This window comes from Cellulomonas humilata, assembly GCF_013359775.1.
GTDB lineage: Bacteria > Actinomycetota > Actinomycetes > Actinomycetales > Cellulomonadaceae > Cellulomonas > Cellulomonas humilata.
Genome location: NZ_JABMCI010000040.1, coordinates 24997 through 41843 on the forward strand (window position 1 = coordinate 24997; position 16847 = coordinate 41843).

At 73.4% G+C, this 16847-nt stretch carries 16 protein-coding genes; 8 read left to right on the forward strand and 8 right to left on the reverse strand.

Features of this window, described 5'->3' with window-relative positions; translation table 11 throughout:
• The first annotated feature begins 4 nt into the window (after positions 1 to 4).
• Positions 5 to 700 (forward strand): FCD domain-containing protein, encoded by a 696-nt coding sequence (locus tag HP550_RS01755; RefSeq protein ID WP_175345878.1) that lies wholly within the window; start codon positions 5 to 7, stop codon positions 698 to 700.
• Here HP550_RS01755 and HP550_RS01760 read toward each other — a convergent pair.
• Positions 697 to 1719 (reverse strand): LacI family DNA-binding transcriptional regulator, encoded by a 1023-nt coding sequence (locus HP550_RS01760; RefSeq protein WP_175345879.1) that lies wholly within the window; start codon positions 1717 to 1719, stop codon positions 697 to 699. The genes HP550_RS01755 and HP550_RS01760 overlap by 4 nt on opposite strands.
• 89 nt (positions 1720 to 1808) lie before the next feature.
• Here HP550_RS01760 and HP550_RS01765 point away from each other — a divergent pair, with 89 nt between their 5' ends.
• Positions 1809 to 3338 (forward strand): UxaA family hydrolase, encoded by a 1530-nt coding sequence (locus HP550_RS01765; RefSeq protein WP_175345880.1) that lies wholly within the window; start codon positions 1809 to 1811, stop codon positions 3336 to 3338.
• Positions 3339 to 3363: 25 nt separating this feature from the next.
• On the opposite strand, the gene HP550_RS01770 is transcribed toward HP550_RS01765, so the two are convergent.
• The 4 genes from HP550_RS01770 to uxaC form a co-directional block, all read right to left on the reverse strand.
• A complete protein-coding gene (locus HP550_RS01770; RefSeq protein ID WP_175345881.1) occupies positions 3364 to 3600 on the reverse strand; it encodes a hypothetical protein in 237 nt (78 codons plus the stop codon).
• Positions 3601 to 3688: 88 nt separating this feature from the next.
• On the reverse strand, positions 3689 to 4792 hold the full coding sequence (locus HP550_RS01775) for a sugar kinase (RefSeq protein ID WP_175345882.1): 1104 nt from the start codon (positions 4790 to 4792) through the stop codon (positions 3689 to 3691).
• 25 nt (positions 4793 to 4817) lie between these two features.
• Positions 4818 to 5447, reverse strand: coding sequence for a bifunctional 4-hydroxy-2-oxoglutarate aldolase/2-dehydro-3-deoxy-phosphogluconate aldolase (eda, locus tag HP550_RS01780; RefSeq protein ID WP_175345883.1), 630 nt, complete (start codon positions 5445 to 5447; stop codon positions 4818 to 4820).
• Positions 5444 to 6928, reverse strand: coding sequence for a glucuronate isomerase (gene uxaC / locus HP550_RS01785; protein WP_175345884.1), 1485 nt, complete (start codon positions 6926 to 6928; stop codon positions 5444 to 5446). The genes eda and uxaC overlap by 4 nt, the downstream gene beginning before the upstream one ends.
• Before the next feature lie 195 nt (positions 6929 to 7123).
• Here uxaC and HP550_RS01790 point away from each other — a divergent pair, with 195 nt between their 5' ends.
• The 6 genes from HP550_RS01790 to HP550_RS01815 all read left to right on the forward strand — a co-directional run bounded on the left by HP550_RS01790 (position 7124) and on the right by HP550_RS01815 (position 12925).
• Positions 7124 to 8209, forward strand: coding sequence for a substrate-binding domain-containing protein (locus HP550_RS01790; protein ID WP_175345885.1), 1086 nt, complete (start codon positions 7124 to 7126; stop codon positions 8207 to 8209).
• Entirely contained in the window at positions 8206 to 9711 is a 1506-nt protein-coding gene (locus HP550_RS01795; RefSeq protein ID WP_175345886.1) for a mannitol dehydrogenase family protein, read from the forward strand. The genes HP550_RS01790 and HP550_RS01795 overlap by 4 nt, the downstream gene beginning before the upstream one ends.
• A gap of 288 nt (positions 9712 to 9999) precedes the next feature.
• Complete coding sequence (locus tag HP550_RS01800) at positions 10000 to 11163, forward strand: Gfo/Idh/MocA family protein (protein ID WP_175345887.1); 1164 nt, start codon at positions 10000 to 10002, stop codon at positions 11161 to 11163.
• The gene (locus HP550_RS01805; RefSeq protein ID WP_175345888.1) at positions 11160 to 12032 is read left to right on the forward strand and encodes a TIM barrel protein; all 873 of its coding nucleotides are present in this window, start codon (positions 11160 to 11162) and stop codon (positions 12030 to 12032) included. The genes HP550_RS01800 and HP550_RS01805 overlap by 4 nt, the downstream gene beginning before the upstream one ends.
• Positions 12033 to 12065: 33 nt before the next feature.
• The gene (locus tag HP550_RS01810; RefSeq protein WP_175345889.1) at positions 12066 to 12383 is read left to right on the forward strand and encodes an SHOCT domain-containing protein; all 318 of its coding nucleotides are present in this window, start codon (positions 12066 to 12068) and stop codon (positions 12381 to 12383) included.
• An 8-nt stretch (positions 12384 to 12391) separates the two neighbouring features.
• The gene (locus HP550_RS01815; RefSeq protein ID WP_175345890.1) at positions 12392 to 12925 is read left to right on the forward strand and encodes a hypothetical protein; all 534 of its coding nucleotides are present in this window, start codon (positions 12392 to 12394) and stop codon (positions 12923 to 12925) included.
• On the opposite strand, the gene HP550_RS01820 is transcribed toward HP550_RS01815, so the two are convergent.
• The 3 genes from HP550_RS01820 to HP550_RS01830 are packed head-to-tail and all read right to left on the reverse strand — an operon-like array spanning position 12902 to position 16781.
• Entirely contained in the window at positions 12902 to 14035 is a 1134-nt protein-coding gene (locus tag HP550_RS01820) for an SGNH/GDSL hydrolase family protein (protein WP_175345891.1), read from the reverse strand. The genes HP550_RS01815 and HP550_RS01820 overlap by 24 nt on opposite strands.
• Positions 14035 to 16023 carry an FAD-dependent oxidoreductase gene (locus HP550_RS01825; protein ID WP_175345892.1) on the reverse strand — a complete coding sequence of 663 codons (1989 nt, stop codon included), beginning with the start codon at positions 16021 to 16023 and terminating at the stop codon, positions 14035 to 14037. The genes HP550_RS01820 and HP550_RS01825 overlap by 1 nt, the downstream gene beginning before the upstream one ends.
• Positions 16023 to 16781, reverse strand: coding sequence for a 3-ketoacyl-ACP reductase (locus HP550_RS01830; protein WP_175345893.1), 759 nt, complete (start codon positions 16779 to 16781; stop codon positions 16023 to 16025). Before HP550_RS01830 ends, HP550_RS01825 begins: the two co-directional genes overlap by 1 nt.
• Positions 16782 to 16847: the final 66 nt, after the last annotated feature.

Here is a 16847-nt window from a genome sequence, read left to right on the forward strand (position 1 = left end):
CTCCGTGTCACGATCCGACGACGTCGTCGACGGGGTCAAGCAGATGATCCTCGACGGACGGCTCCACGCAGGCGAACGGCTCCCCGCGGAGAAGGAGCTGGCCGCCACCCTCGGCGTCTCGCGCGGCTCCCTGCGGGAGGGCGTCCGCGCGCTGGGCACGCTCGGCATCCTCGACTCCCGGCACGGCGACGGCACCTACGTGACGACGCTCGACCCCGCGCTCCTGCTGGCCCCCGTCGGGTTCATCGCCGACCTCCAGGACGACGCCTCCGCGTTCCACGCCGTGCGCAGGCTCCTGGAGACCGAGGCCGCGGGACTCGCCGCCCTGCACATCGACGACGACGGGCTCGCACGCCTGCGCGTCGCGCTCGACGAGACGGCCCGCGCGCTGGTGCAGGTCCCGCTCGACCACGAGCGGCTGGTCGACGCCGACCTGGCCTTCCACGAGGAGGTCGCGCGCGCGTCCGCCAACCCGGTGCTCGCCGCGCTCATCGAGGGCCTGGCCGGCCGGGCGTCGCGGACGCGGCTCTGGCGGGGGCTCAGCGACGTGGGCGCCGAGGACCGGACCTTCGTCGAGCACGAGGCGATCCTGGCCGCCGTCGCCGCCCGCGACCCCGACCGCGCGCGCCTGCGGATGGCCACGCACCTGCTCGGGCTCGAGGACTCGGCCACGGGCGCGCAGGCGCCCTGGGACAGCTAGCGTCCGGGCGTCGAGGCGCGCAGGACGACCTGGGTCGGCACGTGCGTGAGGCGCGGCTCGTCGGAGGCGTCGGCGAGGGCGAGCTCGGTGGCGGCGATGCCGACGTCGACCAGCGGGATGCGCACGGTGGTCAGTGCCGGGACCACGTCACGCAGGGTGGAGATGTCGTCGAAACCGGCGAGCGCGATGTCCTCCGGCACCCGGACGCCCGCCTCGCGCCCGGCGGCCAGCGCCCCGAGCGCCATGACGTCGTTGACCGCGAACACCAGCTCCGGCAGCTCGCCGCCGCGCAGCAGGGCACGCATGGCGTCCTCGCCGCCCTCGTGCGTGAACGCGCTCGTGATCACCGCGTCGTCCGGGACCGGGCTGCCGAGCTCGGCCAGCGCACCGCGGAAGGACTCGCTGCGCTCGCGCGCGGTCAGGTGGTCGGCGGGGCCGGCGAGCACCGCGAACCGGCGGTAGCCGCGGGCGTGCAGGGCCTTCGCCAGGTCGCCGGCGCCCTGCGCGTTGTCCACGACCACGCTGTCGACCCCGAGGATCGGCTGACCGATCAGCGCCACCGATCCGCCGACCGCGCGGTAGTCGGCGAGCGCCGCGCGCAGCTCGTCGTTCGTGGCCTCGTCGTCCAGGCGGCCACCGGCGATGACGATGGCGCGAGCGCGCTGGCGCTTGAGCAGGTCGACCAGCCCGCTCTCCCGGCTGGGGTCGTGCTGGGTGCTCGCGAGGGTCACCTGGAGGCCGGCGCGGTCGGCGGCCCGGGTGACGCCGGCGGCGATCGAGGAGAAGTACGGGTCGGCGATGTCGTGCACCACCAGGCCGAGGGACGTCGTCCGGCCCCGCGCCATGGCCTGCGCGTTGGCGTCCGGGGTGTAGCGCAGCAGGGCCGCCGCGGCGAGCACGCGGTCGCGCAGGTCGGCGCGGACGGTGCGGTTGGCGCTGCCGTTGATCGCGCGGGAGGCGGTGGCGAGCGAGACGCCTGCTTCGCGTGCGACGTCGCTGAGGGTCACGGAGGCGGCCATGTCTGGAGGGTAGGCGCTTGCCGGTGGTGCGCGGCACGTTCGGGGCGGGCACGCCGGTGGATTGGTGCGGAAAGCGGTATCCTGGCCGTGTGACGACGACGCTCGCCCTGGCCGAGGCCGTCCTGGTGCTGCGCCCCGACGACGACGTCGGCGTGGCGACGCGGGACCTGCAGTCCGGGACGGTGCTGGGGTCGGTCGTCGTGACCCAGAGCGTGCCCCGCGGCCACAAGCTCGCGGTCCGGGCGGTGCCGCAGGGCGCACCGGTGCGCAAGTACGGGCAGTCGATCGGTCGTGCCACGCGGGACATCGCCGTCGGCGACCACGTGCACTCGCACAACCTGGGCATGGACGACGACGAGCGCGCCTACGAGTTCGGCACCTCGCGGGTGACCTTGCCCGTCCCCGAGGGGCCGGTCCGCACCTTCGACGGGTACCGGCGGAGCGACGGCCGGTGGGGCACTCGCAACTACGTCGGCATCGTCACGTCCGTGAACTGCTCTGCGTCGACCGCCCGGCTGATCGCCGACCAGTTCCGCGGCCGCGTGCTGGACGCGTACCCGCACGTCGACGGGGTCGTCGCCCTGACCCACGACACCGGCTGCGGCCTGGTCCCCACCAGCGAGGGCGCCCAGATCACCCGGCGGACCCTGCGCGGGTACGCCGACCACCCGAACGTCGCGGGCCTGCTGGTCCTCGGGCTCGGGTGCGAGATGCTCCCCGCGCAGACGCTGCTGGACGGGCTCGACCTGCCCGCCGACAAGCCCGTGACCACGCTCGTCATCCAGGAGACCGGCGGCATCCGGGCCACCGTGCGCGCCGGGGTGGCGGCCATCGAGGCGATGCTCCCGGGCATCGACGCCCTGCGCCGGTCCCCCGCGCCCGTCTCCGAGCTGGTCCTCGGCCTCAACTGCGGCGGGTCCGACGGGTACTCCGGCATCACGGCCAACCCCGCGCTCGGGCACGCGTCCGACCTGCTGGTGGCCCGTGGCGGCACCTCGATCCTCGCCGAGACCCCCGAGGTGTTCGGCGCCGAGCACCTCCTGCTGCGCCGGGCCGTGTCCCGCTCCGTGGGGCAGAAGCTGCTCGACCGGCTCGACTGGTGGAAGGGCTACACCGCGGCCGGCGGCGGCACCATGGACAACAACCCGTCGCCCGGCAACAAGGCGGGCGGGCTGACCACGATCCTCGAGAAGTCGCTCGGCGCCGTGGCCAAGGGAGGCACCGCCGAGCTGGTCGAGGTCTACGAGTACGCCGAGAAGGTGACCGCCCGCGGGTTCACGTTCATGGACACCCCCGGCTACGACCCCGTCTCCGTCACCGGCCTCGTCGCCGGCGGCGCGACCGTCGTCGTGTTCACCACCGGCCGCGGGTCCGTGCTCGGCTGCAAGCCGACGCCGTCCATCAAGGTGGCGACGAACACCGCGACCTACCTGCGGATGACCGAGGACATGGACCTCAACGCCGGGCGGATCGTCGACGGCACCGCGACCGTCACGTCGGTCGGCGAGGAGCTGTTCGAGCTGATCATCGCCGTCGCGTCCGGGCGGCAGACCGTGTCCGAGGAGCTGGACCTGGGGTCCGACGAGTTCGTGCCCTGGCAGCTGGGCGCGGTGACCTGACGCGTTCGACCTGACCCGTTCGCGCTCAGTCGTCGAGCCAGCGCAGGACGGTCTGGCCGAACGCGCCCACGAGGGCGAGGCGCGAGGTCGTGCCGCACGCGCGGCACACCAGCGAGTGGTTGACCCACGGCATGCCGTCCACCTGCTGAGTCCCTGACACGTCGAGGGAGGTCGCCCGGCAGGCCGGGCAGAACAGCCGCCCCTCGGGGTCCAGCTCGAGTGACGCGCCAGGCATCGCGGACGGCAACATCGAGTGGCTCACGGCGGGGACCTCCGGGGTGGTGCAGACGGTGCGGGGTTCAGTGCTCAGTGCACCACGTCGGGGGCCGGCCGCGCCTGCCGGACGCGGGTCAGCGGTCCACCCGCGCGCCGCCGCCTCCCGCGAGCTTGAGCACCTCGGCCGTGCTGACCATCGTCGTGTCGCCCGGCGTCGTCATCGCGAGAGCGCCGTGCGCGGCCCCGTACTCGACGGCCGTCTGCAGGTCCTCCCCGGCGAGCAGGCCGTAGGCCAGCCCGGACGCGAACGAGTCCCCGCCACCGACCCGGTCCAGGATCTCGAGACGCTCCCGGTGCGTCGCGCTGACCAGCCCGGTGCCCTTCGACCAGGCGATCGCGCCCCAGTCGTTGACCGTCGCGGAGTGCACGGTGCGCAGCGTCGTGGCGATCACCTGGAAGTTCGGGTACGCCTCCGCGACGCGGTCGATCATGGCGGCGAACGAGTCGAGCTCCAGGGCGGACAGGTTCTCGTCGACGCCCTCCACCTCGAAGCCGAGCGAGGCCGTGAAGTCCTCCTCGTTGCCGATCATGACGTCGATCTGCGGCGCGATGGTCCGGTTGACCTCCTGCGCGCGGGCCTGGCCGCCGACCGCCTTCCACAGGCTCGGCCGGTAGTTGAGGTCGTAGCTGACGATCGTCCCGTGCTTGCGGGCGACCGTCACCGCCTCGATCACGGTCTCGGCCGCGCTGTCGGACAGGGCCGCGAAGATGCCGCCAGTGTGGAACCAGCGCACCCCGAGCTCGCCGAACAGGTGCTCCCAGTCGACGTCCCCGGGCGCCAGCTGCGCCGCAGCGGTGTGGCCGCGGTCGCTCACCCCGACGGCCCCGCGCACGCCGAACCCGCGCTCGGTGAAGTTCAGTCCGTTCCGCACCGCCCGGCCGACACCGTCGTAGGGCACCCAGCGCAGGAACGAGGTGTCGACGCCACCCGTGAAGATGCAGTCCTCCACCAGCCGGCCGACCTCGTTGTCCGCGAGCGCGGTGACGATCGCGGTCCGCAGGCCGAACGCCCGACGCAGGCCACGCGCGACGTTGTACTCCCCGCCGCCCTCCCACACGCGGAACGAGCGGGCGGTCCGGATGCGACCCTCGCCGGGGTCGAGCCGGAGCATGACCTCGCCGAGCGACACGGCGTCGTAGCGCGTCTCGCTCGCAGGGCGGATGACCAGGTCGGACATGGGAGGCGCTCCTTCGAGCTCGGGGTCAGGGGTGCGCGACGAGGCTGACGGCCTCGGCCGTGAGGTCGCGGACGGCATCGAGGTCCCCGCCGCGGATGAGGTCGCGGGGCACCATCCAGGACCCGCCGACCGCCCGGACGGAGGGCAGGGCGAGGTACTCGGCGAGGTTGCCCGGGCCGATGCCGCCCGTCGGGACGAAGCCGACGTCGCCGAACGGTGCTGCGAGGGCCGCCACCGCCTTGGCGCCGCCGGACGTGCCGGCGGGGAAGAACTTCACGGTGGTCAGGCCCAGCTCCAGCGCGGCCTGCACCTCGGTGGCCGTGACCGCGCCGGGCAGCGCGAGGACGCCGTGCTCCTGGCAGCGCTCGACGACAGCCCGGCTCAGCCCGGGCGAGACGACGTAGGACGCTCCGGCCGCGACGGCCTGGTCGACCTGCTGGGGGGTGAGCACGGTGCCGGCGCCGACGAGGACGTCACCGCGCGCAGCGATCACCCGGATCGCTTCCGCCGCGGCGGCGGTCCGGAAGGTGACCTCGGCGACGGGGAGCCCCCCGTCGACCAGAGCCTGGGCCAGCGCGTCCGCGTGGGCCGCGTCGTCGATGACCACCACGGGGACCAGGCGGTGCGCCGCGAGGCGCTGCAGGATGTCGCTCACTCGTGCTCCTTCGCACCGTGCTCGTTCCCGCCGCTGGGCGGGAAAGCGTTTGCCGACTTCGGAGGAGCATACGCCTCACGCGGGAGGCGGTACGCGAGATCCACCGCGGTGTCGATCGCCTCGTCGAGGTCGAGCCGGTGCTCGGCGACCAGGCGCGCGAGGAAGCCGGCGTCGACCCGCCGGGCCAGGTCGTGCCGCGCGGGGATGGAGCAGAAGGCGCGGGTGTCGTCGACGAAGCCCGTGGTGTTGGCGAACCCGGCGGTGTCCGTCACCGCCTCACGGAACCGTCGCATGCCGTCCGGGGTGTCCAGGAACCACCACGGAGCACCCAGCCGCACGGACGGGTAGACGCCGGCGATCGGGGCGAGCTCGCGGCTGAACGTGTCCTCGTCGACGGTGAAGAGCACGAGCCGCAGGCCCGGGTGGTGACCGAAGGCCTCCAGCACCGGGCGGAGCCCGCGCACGTACTCGGTCGGCACCGGGATGTCGTAGCCGACGTCCGGACCGCGCAGGGCCGCGACCGCCGGGTCGTGGTCGCGCAGGACGCCCGGGTGCAGCTGCATGACCAGGCCGTCCTCGGCGGACATGCGCGCCATCTCGAACAGCATGTGACCCGAGAACGCCTGCGCGTCCGCCGGGTCGACCTGGCCGCGCAGCGCTGCCGAGACGATCCGCTCCGCCTCCGGCTCGCTCAGCGGCGTGGTGTCCGCGGAGAGGTGCCCGTGGTCGGTCGCCCGCGCGCCCGCCTCGATGAACACGCGCCTCCGCTCCTCGAGCGCGCGCAGCAGGTCGCGGTACCCCGCGACCGCGACCCCCGACCGCTGCTCGAGCAGGGCGACGTCCGCGCGCCAGCCGGGGCGGTCGACGTGCAGGAGGGCGTCGGGGCGGAACGTCGGCACGATCCGGTCGCGCCAGCCCCGGTCGGCCAGGTCCGCGTGGTCGGCGAGGGTCGCGGTCGCCGCGTCGGTGGTGGCCAGGATCTCGATCCCGAACGTGTCGAACAGCGCCAGCGGCCGGAACGCCGGCTTCTCCAGGCGCTCGGCGAGCAGGTCGTACAGGCGGTCGGCGGAGTCGGCGGACGGGCGCTCGTCCAGCCCGAACACCTCGACCAGCACGTGCTCGAGCCAGTAGCGCGTGGGCGTCCCCCGGAACAGCGGCCAGTGCGTGGCGAACGTGCGCCAGACCTCGCGCGGATCGGCGGTGACTCCCGGGCGGTCGGCGCGCGGCACCCCGAGGGCGTCGTGCGGCACGCCCTGGGACACCAGCATCCGCACCAGGTAGTGGTCGGGGGTGACCAGCAGCGAGGCGGGGTCCGGGAACGGCTCGTCACGCGCCAGCACCCCGGCGTCCACGTGCCCGTGCATGGAGACGATCGGGAGCGTCGCCGTCGCCCCCAGGATCTCCCGCGCGATCGGCCGCACGCCGGGGTCGCTGGGCAACGCCCGGTCAGGGTGCAACGACCACCCGGTCTCGCTCACCATCGGAACCTCCTCGGCGCCCACCGGGCACAGGATGACCCGCGGTGCAAACGCATTCATCGCAGCCAACCAGGTGATCGCGCCGACCACAAGGGCCGTCGGCGCGTCGTCCCGCATCCCGGGACGGCTGTTGCCAGCACCGGACCGCACGTGCTGAAATCGCATTCATCCGCACGCCGAGTCGACCAGGGAGGGATCGTGGTGGTCACCCTGCGCGACGTCGCGCGCGCCGCCGGCGTCTCCCCGGCCACCGCGTCCCGTGCGCTCAGCGCGCCCGACCTCGTGGCACCGGCGCGGCGTGAGCTCGTCCAGCAGGTCGCTCGGGAGCTCGGGTACCGGCCCAACCGCGCCGCGCGGGAGCTCATCACCGGCCGCACGGGGAACCTGTGCCTGGTGGTGCCGGACCTGGAGAGCCCGTTCTTCGCGGCGGTCGCCAAGGGCGTGCAGGCGCGCGCCCGCGCCCTCGGGTTCGCGCTCCTGGTCGCCGACGCCGAGGAGGACCCCCGCCTGGAGGCCGAGCTGGTCGGACACCTGGGCGCGCAGGTGGACGGGGTCATCCTGTCGTCGCCGCGGATGTCCGACGTCGAGCTCGACCGCCTCAGCCGGGACGTCCTCGACGAGGACGTCCCCCTCGTCCTCGTCAACCGGCGGCACGGCGGCCTGCCGTCCGTGGTGATCGACAACGCCGACGGCATCCGCCAGGCCGTCCGGCACCTGTACGCGCTCGGGCACCGCCGCATCGGGTACGCCGGCGGCCCGGTCGGCTCGTGGTCGGACACCCAGCGGCGGTACGGGCTCGAGCACGCGTCGCACGGGTTGCGCAACGTCGAGGTGACCGACCTCGGGCACTTCCCTCCCCTGTTCGGCGGCGGCGTCGCTGCCGGAGACCTCGTGGCAGCCAGCGGGGTCACCGCAGTGCTGGCGCACAACGACCTGCTCGCGCTCGGCATCCTCAGCAGGCTGCGCGCGCGGGGCGTGCGGGTGCCGGAGGACGTCTCGGTCGTCGGGTACGACGACATCCCGGCCGCGACGCTCGTGTCGCCGGCCCTCACCACCGTCACCGTCCCGCTGGCCCGGCTGGGCCGCGCGGCCGTGGACCTGCTCGTCGAGGCCGGCCCGGTGCCGACGCCGACCGAGTCCGCGCTGGCCACGGCCCTGAGCGCGGCGGACGGCGGGCTCGACGCGGGCTCGGGGACGCCTCCGTCGGTCCTCATCGGAGTCGAGCTGGTGGTCCGCGCGTCCACCGGCGTGGCCAGCGCGCAGGCGTCGGTGGCCGACGGATGACGGGCAACCGGCTCTCGCGCACGACCCTCGCAGGCCTCGACCCGGCCGGTTCGCCTGTCCGGCTGCCGGCCGTGGATCCGGCGGACGTCACCGTGGGCCTGGTGCACCTCGGCCTCGGGGCATTCCACCGGGCGCACCAGGCGGTCTTCACCGAGGACGCCGCCGCGGCGACCGGCGAGAACGGCTGGGGCATCCTCGGCGTGACGCAGCGCAGCGCGCGCGTGGTCGAGCAGCTGGCGCCGCAGGACGGCCTCTACGGCGTGCTGACCAAGGGCACGGACGAGACGTCGCTCCGGCTCGTCGGATCCCTGCGGGACGTCGCGTTCCCCGGGACCGACACGGCGCGGGTGCTCACCACGATGGCGGCACCGACCACCCACGTCGTGACCCTCACCGTCACGGAGAAGGGCTATCGCCGCGGAGCTGACGGCGGCCCGGACCTGACCGATCCCGACCTGGCCACCGACCTGGGCGCCCTGGCCGTCGAGGTGCGCGGCGGCCGGGCCGACGCACCCGCACGCTCCCCGCTCGGGCTGCTGCTGCGCGGGCTCGCCGCGCGCGAGCGGGCTGACGCGGGACCCCTCACGGTCGTCTGCTGCGACAACCTGGCGAACAACGGCGCCGTCCTGGCAGCGCTCGTCGGGGCCGCCCTCGACGCGGTGCCCGACGGCGCGCGGCTGCGGGAGTGGATCGACGCCTCGGTCCGCTTCCCGGGGACGATGGTCGACCGGATCGTGCCCGCCACCGCGGACGCCCACCGGGCCGAGGCGGCTGCGCTCCTCGGGCTGACGGACGCCGGACTGGTGGTGGGCGAGCCCTTCACGCAGTGGGTCATCGAGGACGACTTCGCCGGTCCGCGGCCCGCGTGGGAGTGCGCCGGCGCGACCCTGACGTCCGACGTCGCACCGTACGAGCGCGCCAAGCTGCGGGTCCTCAACGCCAGCCACTCGACGCTCGCCTACCTGGGCGCGCTGCGCGGGCACGCCACGATCGCCCAGGCGGTGGCCGACCCGGACCTGGCCGCCGCGGTGCGGGCACTGGTCGACGAGGACGTGCTGCCCACCCTGATCGCGCCGGACGGCATGGACCTGGCGCGATACCGGGACGACGTCCTGGCGCGGTTCGCCAACCCGAACACCGGGCACACCACCGTGCAGGTCGCGATGGACGGGTCGCAGAAGCTCTCGCCGCGCCTGCTCGGCACGGTCCGCGACCGGCTCGCGGAGGGCGCCGCCCCGACCGCCGCCGCCCTGACCGTGGCCGCGTGGATCGCGTACGTGCGCGCGACGACCCAGGGCGAGCTCGTGGTGGACGGTCGCCGGATCGCCCTGGACGATCCGCTCGCGCCCGCTCTGGCCGCCGCCGCCGCCGGGCCGCTCGACACGCTCGCGGACCGGATGCTCGACGTCGGCGCGGTGTTCGGGGACGACCTGCCCGACTCGGCCGCGTTCCGGTCCGCCGTGCGCGCCGCCGTCGCGAGCCTGGTGACCGCGCGGGTCTGACGACGCGTCGTCTCGCGGCGGTCGGCACTGACGCGCGCAGACGAACCAGTCGTTGCGCCGCCGGCCCGAGGACCGCTCGCGTGACGACTTTGTTGCACCCGGCGTAACGAACTCTTCGCACATCGCCGGCGTGGAGATCCGCGTCGGCAGCGCGAAGGGGCACAGCGGGGTCGAGCGGGTCAGAGCGCCGGGTGCCTGAGTCTTGACTAGGACGCAGCGCCATGCGCTACAGTGGAAAGCGCATTCCCACTCCGACCGACACCGCGGTCCAGAACACTCGGAGCACTCATGACGACTCGCACCCTGCGCATCGGGATGAACGGCATCACCGGCCGGATGGGCTACCGCCAGCACCTGGTCCGTTCGATCCTGTCGATCCGCGACCAGGGCGGCGTCACGCTCGAGGACGGCACCCGCGTCCAGGTGGAGCCGATCCTCGTCGGCCGCAACGCCGACAAGGTGCGCGAGCTGGCGGAGCTGCACGGGATCGAGCACTGGACCACGGACGCGGACGCGGTCATCAACGACCCGACGGTCGACATCTACTTCGACGCCCAGGTGACCAGCCGCCGCTACAGCGCGCTCACCGCGGCGATGAAGGCCGGCAAGCACATCTTCACCGAGAAGCCGACGGCCGAGACGCTTGCCGAGGCGATCGACCTGGCCCGGCTGCGCGAGAGCACGGGCGTCACGGCGGGCGTCGTGCACGACAAGCTGTACCTGCCGGGCCTGGTCAAGCTGCGCCGCCTGGTGGACGAGGGCTTCTTCGGCCGGATCCTGTCGCTGCGCGGCGAGTTCGGCTACTGGGTGTTCGAGGGCGACGGCCAGGAGGCCCAGCGCCCCAGCTGGAACTACCGCAAGGAGGACGGCGGCGGCATCGTCGTCGACATGTTCTGCCACTGGAACTACGTGCTGGAGGGCATCCTCGGCACGGTCAAGACGGTGAACGCGCAGACCGCGACGCACATCCCGACGCGCTGGGACGAGCAGGGCACGGCGTACGACGCCACGGCCGACGACGCCGCCTACGGCATCTTCGAGATCGAGACCCCCGGTGGCGACCCCGTCGTCGCGCAGATCAACTCGTCCTGGACGGTCCGGGTCTACCGCGACGAGCTGGTCGAGTTCCAGATCGACGGCACGCACGGCTCGGCGGTCGCGGGGCTGAACAAGTGCGTCGCCCAGCAGCGCGCGCACACCCCGAAGCCCGTGTGGAACCCGGACCTGCCCGTCACCGAGTCGTTCCGCGACCAGTGGCTCGAGGTCCCCGCCAACGGTGACCTGGACAACGGCTTCAAGCTGCAGTGGGAGGAGTTCCTGCGCGACGTCGTCGCCGGGCGCACCCACCGGTTCGACCTGCTGTCGGCCGCGCGCGGCGTGCAGCTGGCCGAGCTGGGCCTGCGCTCGTCGGCGGAGGGCCGACGTCTCGACGTCCCGACGATCGCGCTGTGAGCCTCGACCGGCTGTCGCTGAACACCGCGACGACCAAGCGCTGGACCCTCCAGGAGGCGGTCGACGGAGCCGTCCGAGCGGGGCTGCCCGCGATCGGCGTCTGGCGCGACCGCGTCCAGGAGGCCGGCGTCGCCGAGGCCGCGAAGATCGTCGCCGACGCCGGCCTGCGCGTCTCGTCCCTGTGCCGCGGCGGGTTCCTCACGGCGGAGGACGAGGGTGACGCCACGGCGGCGCTCGACGACAACCGCCGCGCGATCGTCGAGGCCGCCACGCTCGGCACGCGCGAGCTGATCATGGTCGTCGGCGGGCTGCCCGCGGCGACCGCACCGGGCGGCCCTGCAAGAACGGGCACCACGGGCCGCGACCTCGTCGGCGCCCGGCAGCGGGTTGCCGACCGGATCGGCGAGCTCGCGCCGTTCGCGGCCGGGCACGGCGTCCGGCTCGTGCTCGAGCCGCTGCACCCGATCTTCGCCGCCGACCGCGCGGTGATCTCGACGCTCGGCCAGTCGCTGGACATCGCCGAGCCGTTCCCCGCGGACGTCGTCGGCGTCGTCATCGACACCTATCACGTGTGGTGGGACCCGGACCTGCAGCGTCAGATCGCCCGCGCCGGCGCCGCGGGAAGGATCGCGAGCTACCAGGTGTGCGACTGGATCCTCCCGCTGGCCGCCGACCCGCTCCTCTCACGCGGGCACGTGGGCGACGGCTACATCGACTTCGCGACGATCACGCGCTGGGTGGCCGAGACCGGCTACACCGGGGACGTCGAGGTGGAGATCTTCAACGAGACGATCTGGGACACCCCCGGCGACGAGACGGTGGCGACGCTCGCCGAGCGCTACCTCCGGTTGGTGCAGCCGTTCCTCTGACGGGCGCACGCCGCCAGCGCTAGCGTGACGGCCATGCCTGACCCCTTGGCGCCGGCCGCGTCCGACACGGCGTTCGGCGTGGTGTTCTTCCTCGTCACCGTCACCATCGTGGTGCTCATCATCGCGTCGGCAGTGCGGGCGTCCCGCAACCGGAGCGTGCTCCGCGAGGCCGGGCTCGACCCGGCGACCGCGACGTCCCAGGTGCTGGCACAGGCGCACCAGAGCCAGCTGCTCGCGCCGCCGCGGTCGGCCGAGACGCGGCTCGCCGAGGCCATCGACCTGCACCAGCGCGGACTGATCACCACCGACGAGCTGGGCGAGCTGCGGCAGCGCATCCTGGGCGAGGTCTGACTCGCACCATGGTCGGCCCGGGTCAGGAGCGACACCTCGTCGTCGAGCTGTCGGACGGGGTCGGTTTCGCGGGCGCCCTCTACCTCCGTGACCGCTTCGGCCTCCCGGCCTGGACCCACATCCCGGCGCTGGCGCCGACGATCACGACGAGGGCGATCCAGACCCGCGTACCCGACGAGGACTGGGACGGCTGGTGGCGCCTGCTCGTCGAGTCCGCTCCGGCCAGCCCCGTCGCGCCGCCACCGGGCTCGGCGCTGGCTGATCTGTACCGCGGCGTGCGGGAGGAACAGGTCCGCTGGGTGCAGGGCCAGCACCCGGAGTCGTCGGAGGCCATCCGCGGCTACCGACCGCACTGGCTGCCGCCGTGGATCGGGGCGAGCTCCGCGCGGGGCCGGTGTGTCACCGAGGTCGTCCCGGTCGGCGGGTCGTGGTCGCTCGCGCTCACCCCGCGTCGACTGCTGGTGTCCGTCGAGCTGATGCGCGACCACACCGCGATGGACGCCCTCTGGCGGGAGCAGCTAGCCGCGCTGGAGGGCCCGTAGCACCGCCGCGAACCGGGTCCCGATCAGCCGGTGGGCGTCCGCGTCCGGGTGCATCTGGTCGCGCATCGGCAGGTCGTCCCAGTCGGGCCAGCCGTAGAGGGTCGTGCCGTCGACGTAGGTCAGGGCGCTGTCCCCGCGGGCCTCGACGATCGAGCGCAGCGCGGACCGGATGACCGTCAGGGTCAGCTTGCCGTCGGCGACCTCGGAGGGCTGCCCGGTGGTACGGAACACCGACGGGTCGGCCGGATCGAGGGACGTCGGCCCGGGGGTGGTCTCGACCAACGGGCACAGGAGCGGCGAGATGACGACGAGCGGCGTGGTCGGGTGGCCGTCGCGGACGGTGTCGAGGAAGCCGTGCACCGCGGGGGCGAACGCGCGCAGGTGGATCGCGTCGTGGTTCACCACGTTGATGCCGAGCTTGAGCGTGATGACGTCGGCGGGCTGGTCGCGGACGGCGCGGGCGACGAACGGGTCGAGCACCGCGTTGCCGGAGAACCCGAGGTTGACCAGGTCGAGCCCGGCCGCGCGCGCGGCCACCATCGGCCAGGCACCGAGGGCGGATGCGGCACCGGCGCCGTGGCTGATCGACGAGCCGTGGTGCACCCAGCGCGGTTCTCGGACCGGCACGGGTGCGGACACGGGGGCGTCGGTGGTGAGCGCGACGAGCCGGGTGGTCTCCCCCGGCGGCAGCCAGATCTCGACGTCCCGCTCGACGGTGCCGTCGCCGCCGAGCGCGAGGTCCACGACGCCGGCGGGACCGGGCTTCGTGGCGGTCGTCCCGGTGAGGGGCTCGAGCAGGAAGACACCGGCCGCGGAGGCCACGGCCGACGGCTGCGGCACGACGACCCCGTCGACGAGCACGTCGTACGGCTGCGGTTCCGCCGGCGGTGCCGGGTCGACGGCGACGCGGAGCACCTGGACGTCGAGCCGCACCGAGCGCGCGGCGGTCCGCAGCCGCAACCGGACGCCGGACGGCTGCGCCTCGACCATCGCCATGAAGTCGTCGGGGAACTGCGGCCGCGTCCACGCGGGGAGACGGTGCGGGAGCCCGTCCTCCAGCCACGAGGCCCCGCGGATCTCCACTCGCGGATCCGGCAGGTCCAGACGCATCAGAAGACGTTCCCGGTCTCGCGGAACTCGCGCCAGACGTTCTCGAAGAAGTCGTCGTCCTCGGGGATCGGCCGGCGCGGGCGCCAGCGGAAGCTCATCCGGCCGGCGGGGTCGTCGCCGGACGGCTCCCAGGAGGTCTCCTGCACCTCGTCGTCCAGCGCGCCGCCGTCCAGCGTGAACCTGAAGACGTCGGGCAGCTCCGTGAGGCCGTGCGGGATCGCACCGGCCGGGTCGGTGTAGAGCACCGACCCGCGGGACCGGCCGCCGTGCCCGACGTAGTCGGCCATCGCGGACAGGTACACGTACGCGCTGGTGAGGATGTCGCGCACCAGGAACGTGCGGTTGATGGAGCGGCGCGACGAGGCGTCGGCGGAGACGGTCGCCTCGTACGACGCCAGCCACGCGTGCACCTGCTCCAGGGCCTCCTCGATCGACTGCGCCGAGCGCACCGGGCCCGCCTTGGCGCTCATGAGCACCTGCACCTCGTCGAGGAGGTCGCCGGTGTTGTCGGGGATGCCGGATGCGGCCCGCGCCGATGCCGCCGCGACCAGCGCGAGCGCGGCGTCCACCACGCGGGTTGCCGACGACTCGAAGGGACGCGGATCCCCGGTTCGTCGCGCCGCGATGAACTGCGCCGCCCTCGTCGCGCCCACCTGCCCGCTGTTCAGCGCCGCGCCACCGGGCCGGTAGACCCCGTGCGCTCCGCCGGCCTCGCCGACCGGGAAGAAGCCCTCGACGTTCGACTGCCACCAGGCGTCGACCACGAGCCCGCCGTTGTTGTGCTGGGCGCACACGTCCACCTCGAGCATCGTCGTCTCGAGGTCCACGTACGGGTTCTTGCCCAGGTAGAACTGGTACGCGGGCTCGTTCATGCGCCGCAGCCGCTCGATGGGCGTGCCGAACAGGACGCCCGCCCGATCGAGGTACTCGTACGCCTCGGGGCTCAGCGCGGAGGGGTCGAAGGACTCCTGGACCGGGTTGCGACGGAAGTCGAGGAACACCCGCCGCCCGCGAAGCACCGTCTCGCGGTAGACCAGCAGGTCGATCAGCGACGAGCCGTCGAGCGCCTTCCGGATGTCGAACGGCCACTGGTAGCCCTTGAGGAACACCAGCGACATGAGCTGCCCGTAGTCACCCAGGGCCTCGGTCAGGAACTCCCGCGGGTCCTCGCCAGAGGCGTCCGTCGAGATGAACGTCGGGATGACCTGCATGTACGTCCCCGACACGTTCCAGCGCGGGTGCGTCGAGGCCAGCCCGAACTGCCACTCGGTGAGGTTCTTGCCGTGCACGCCGGCGCGGTAGGCCGCCCCGGACGCCCCCCACTGCCCGTGGGGGAACACGCGCGTCGCGTACATCCCGGCCGGACCGCCGGTCGCGTAGACGAGGTTGGTGCAGCGGAACAGCAGGAACGGGGACTCGGCGCCGTCGTGCGGCACGTCGGTGCGCAGGACCAGCAGCCCCGCGACCGCGCCGTCCTCGACGATCACGTCGACCACGCGGCACTCGTCGTAGATCGTCGTGCCGTTGCGGTGGACCTTCTTCTCCAGCTGCTCGACCATCGACCGGCTGGTGTACGGGCCCACGGACGTGGCGCGACGACGAGGGTCGTGGTCGGTCTTGTAGCCGATGAACTCCCCGTACCGGTTCTGCGGGAACGGCACGCCCAGGTCGCACAGGCGCAGGAACCCGCGGGCGCTCAGGGCGGCCTCGGCCAGCGCGTTGTCGCCGTCCATCGCGCCGCCGGAGTAGAGCGTCTGGGCCATCTCCCGCACGGAGTCGCCGTCGCCGCCCGAGAGCGTCAGCTTGTAGTAGGTCTGCTTGTCGGAGCCCGCATTGCGCGACGAGCCGGCGTTGACCTTGTCGGCGACCATGACGACATCTGTCTGGCCGAGCTCCCACAGCCGGTCGGCGGCGCAGAACCCGGCGGAGCCGGTGCCGACGACCACGGTGTTCACGGTGACGACGGGGACACCCTGCAGGAACGTCATCAGAGCACCGGGATGTGCATGCCACCGTCGACGTGGAAGACCTCGCCGGTGGAGTACGGGGTCTGACCGGAGGCCAGGATCGACACCGCGCCGGCGACGTCGGACGGTCGGCCCCACCGGTTGATGGGCGCGAGCCCGTCGGCGATGAGCGCGTCGTACTTCTCGGTCACGCCCGCGGTCATGTCGGTCGCGATGACGCCCGGGCGGACCTCGTAGACGACGATCCCCTCGGGGGCCAGGCGGACCGCGAACAGCTGGGTGGCCATGGCGACCCCGGCCTTGGAGACGCAGTACTCGCCGCGGTTGGTGGAGACGGCGGTGGCGGAGATGGAGGAGACGTTGATGACCGTGGCCCGCGGGAGGGTGTCACTGCCCAGGGAGATCACGCGGTTGGCGAAGGTCTGCGTGAGGAAGTACGGCCCGCGCAGGTTGATGCCGAGCACGCGGTCGAAGCTCTCGGCTCCGGCCTCGAGCAGGTCGGCCCGCACGCTCGGCGCGACCCCGGCGTTGTTCACCAGCAGGTCGAGGCGACCCCAGGCCTGGACGGCGTCGTCGACGAACCGGGCGTGGTCGTCGAGGTCGGCCACCGAGCCGCGCACGTAGCGGACCCGGCCGGGGGCGTCGAGCGACTCCAGCAGCTCGGTCGGCTCCTCGCGGGTGGCCAGGATCGACACCGCGAACCCGTCGGCGAGCAGCCGCTGCGTGATGCCGAGGCCGATCCCTCGATTACCCCCGGTGACCAGTGCGACTGCGGGCATCGTTGCCTACTTCCGTGTGCGGGACGCGCGTTCTGGACTCGATCGTGCCATGCGCACGGCGTTGAG

Bases quoted from the DNA above. Each gene is read 5' to 3' on its own strand.
- HP550_RS01760 (WP_175345879.1), bottom strand. From the start codon at position 1,719: ATGGCCGCCTCCGTGACCCTCAGCGACGTCGCACGCGAAGCAGGCGTC.
- HP550_RS01775 (WP_175345882.1), bottom strand. From the start codon at position 4,792: ATGTCCGACCTGGTCATCCGCCCTGCGAGCGAGACGCGCTACGACGCC.
- uxaC (WP_175345884.1), bottom strand. From the start codon at position 6,928: ATGGTGAGCGAGACCGGGTGGTCGTTGCACCCTGACCGGGCGTTGCCC.
- HP550_RS01795 (WP_175345886.1), top strand. From the start codon at position 8,206: ATGACGGGCAACCGGCTCTCGCGCACGACCCTCGCAGGCCTCGACCCG.
- HP550_RS01800 (WP_175345887.1), top strand. From the start codon at position 10,000: ATGACGACTCGCACCCTGCGCATCGGGATGAACGGCATCACCGGCCGG.
- HP550_RS01810 (WP_175345889.1), top strand. From the start codon at position 12,066: ATGCCTGACCCCTTGGCGCCGGCCGCGTCCGACACGGCGTTCGGCGTG.
- HP550_RS01815 (WP_175345890.1), top strand. From the start codon at position 12,392: ATGGTCGGCCCGGGTCAGGAGCGACACCTCGTCGTCGAGCTGTCGGAC.
- HP550_RS01820 (WP_175345891.1), bottom strand. From the start codon at position 14,035: ATGCGTCTGGACCTGCCGGATCCGCGAGTGGAGATCCGCGGGGCCTCG.
- HP550_RS01825 (WP_175345892.1), bottom strand. From the start codon at position 16,023: ATGACGTTCCTGCAGGGTGTCCCCGTCGTCACCGTGAACACCGTGGTC.
- HP550_RS01830 (WP_175345893.1), bottom strand. From the start codon at position 16,781: ATGCCCGCAGTCGCACTGGTCACCGGGGGTAATCGAGGGATCGGCCTC.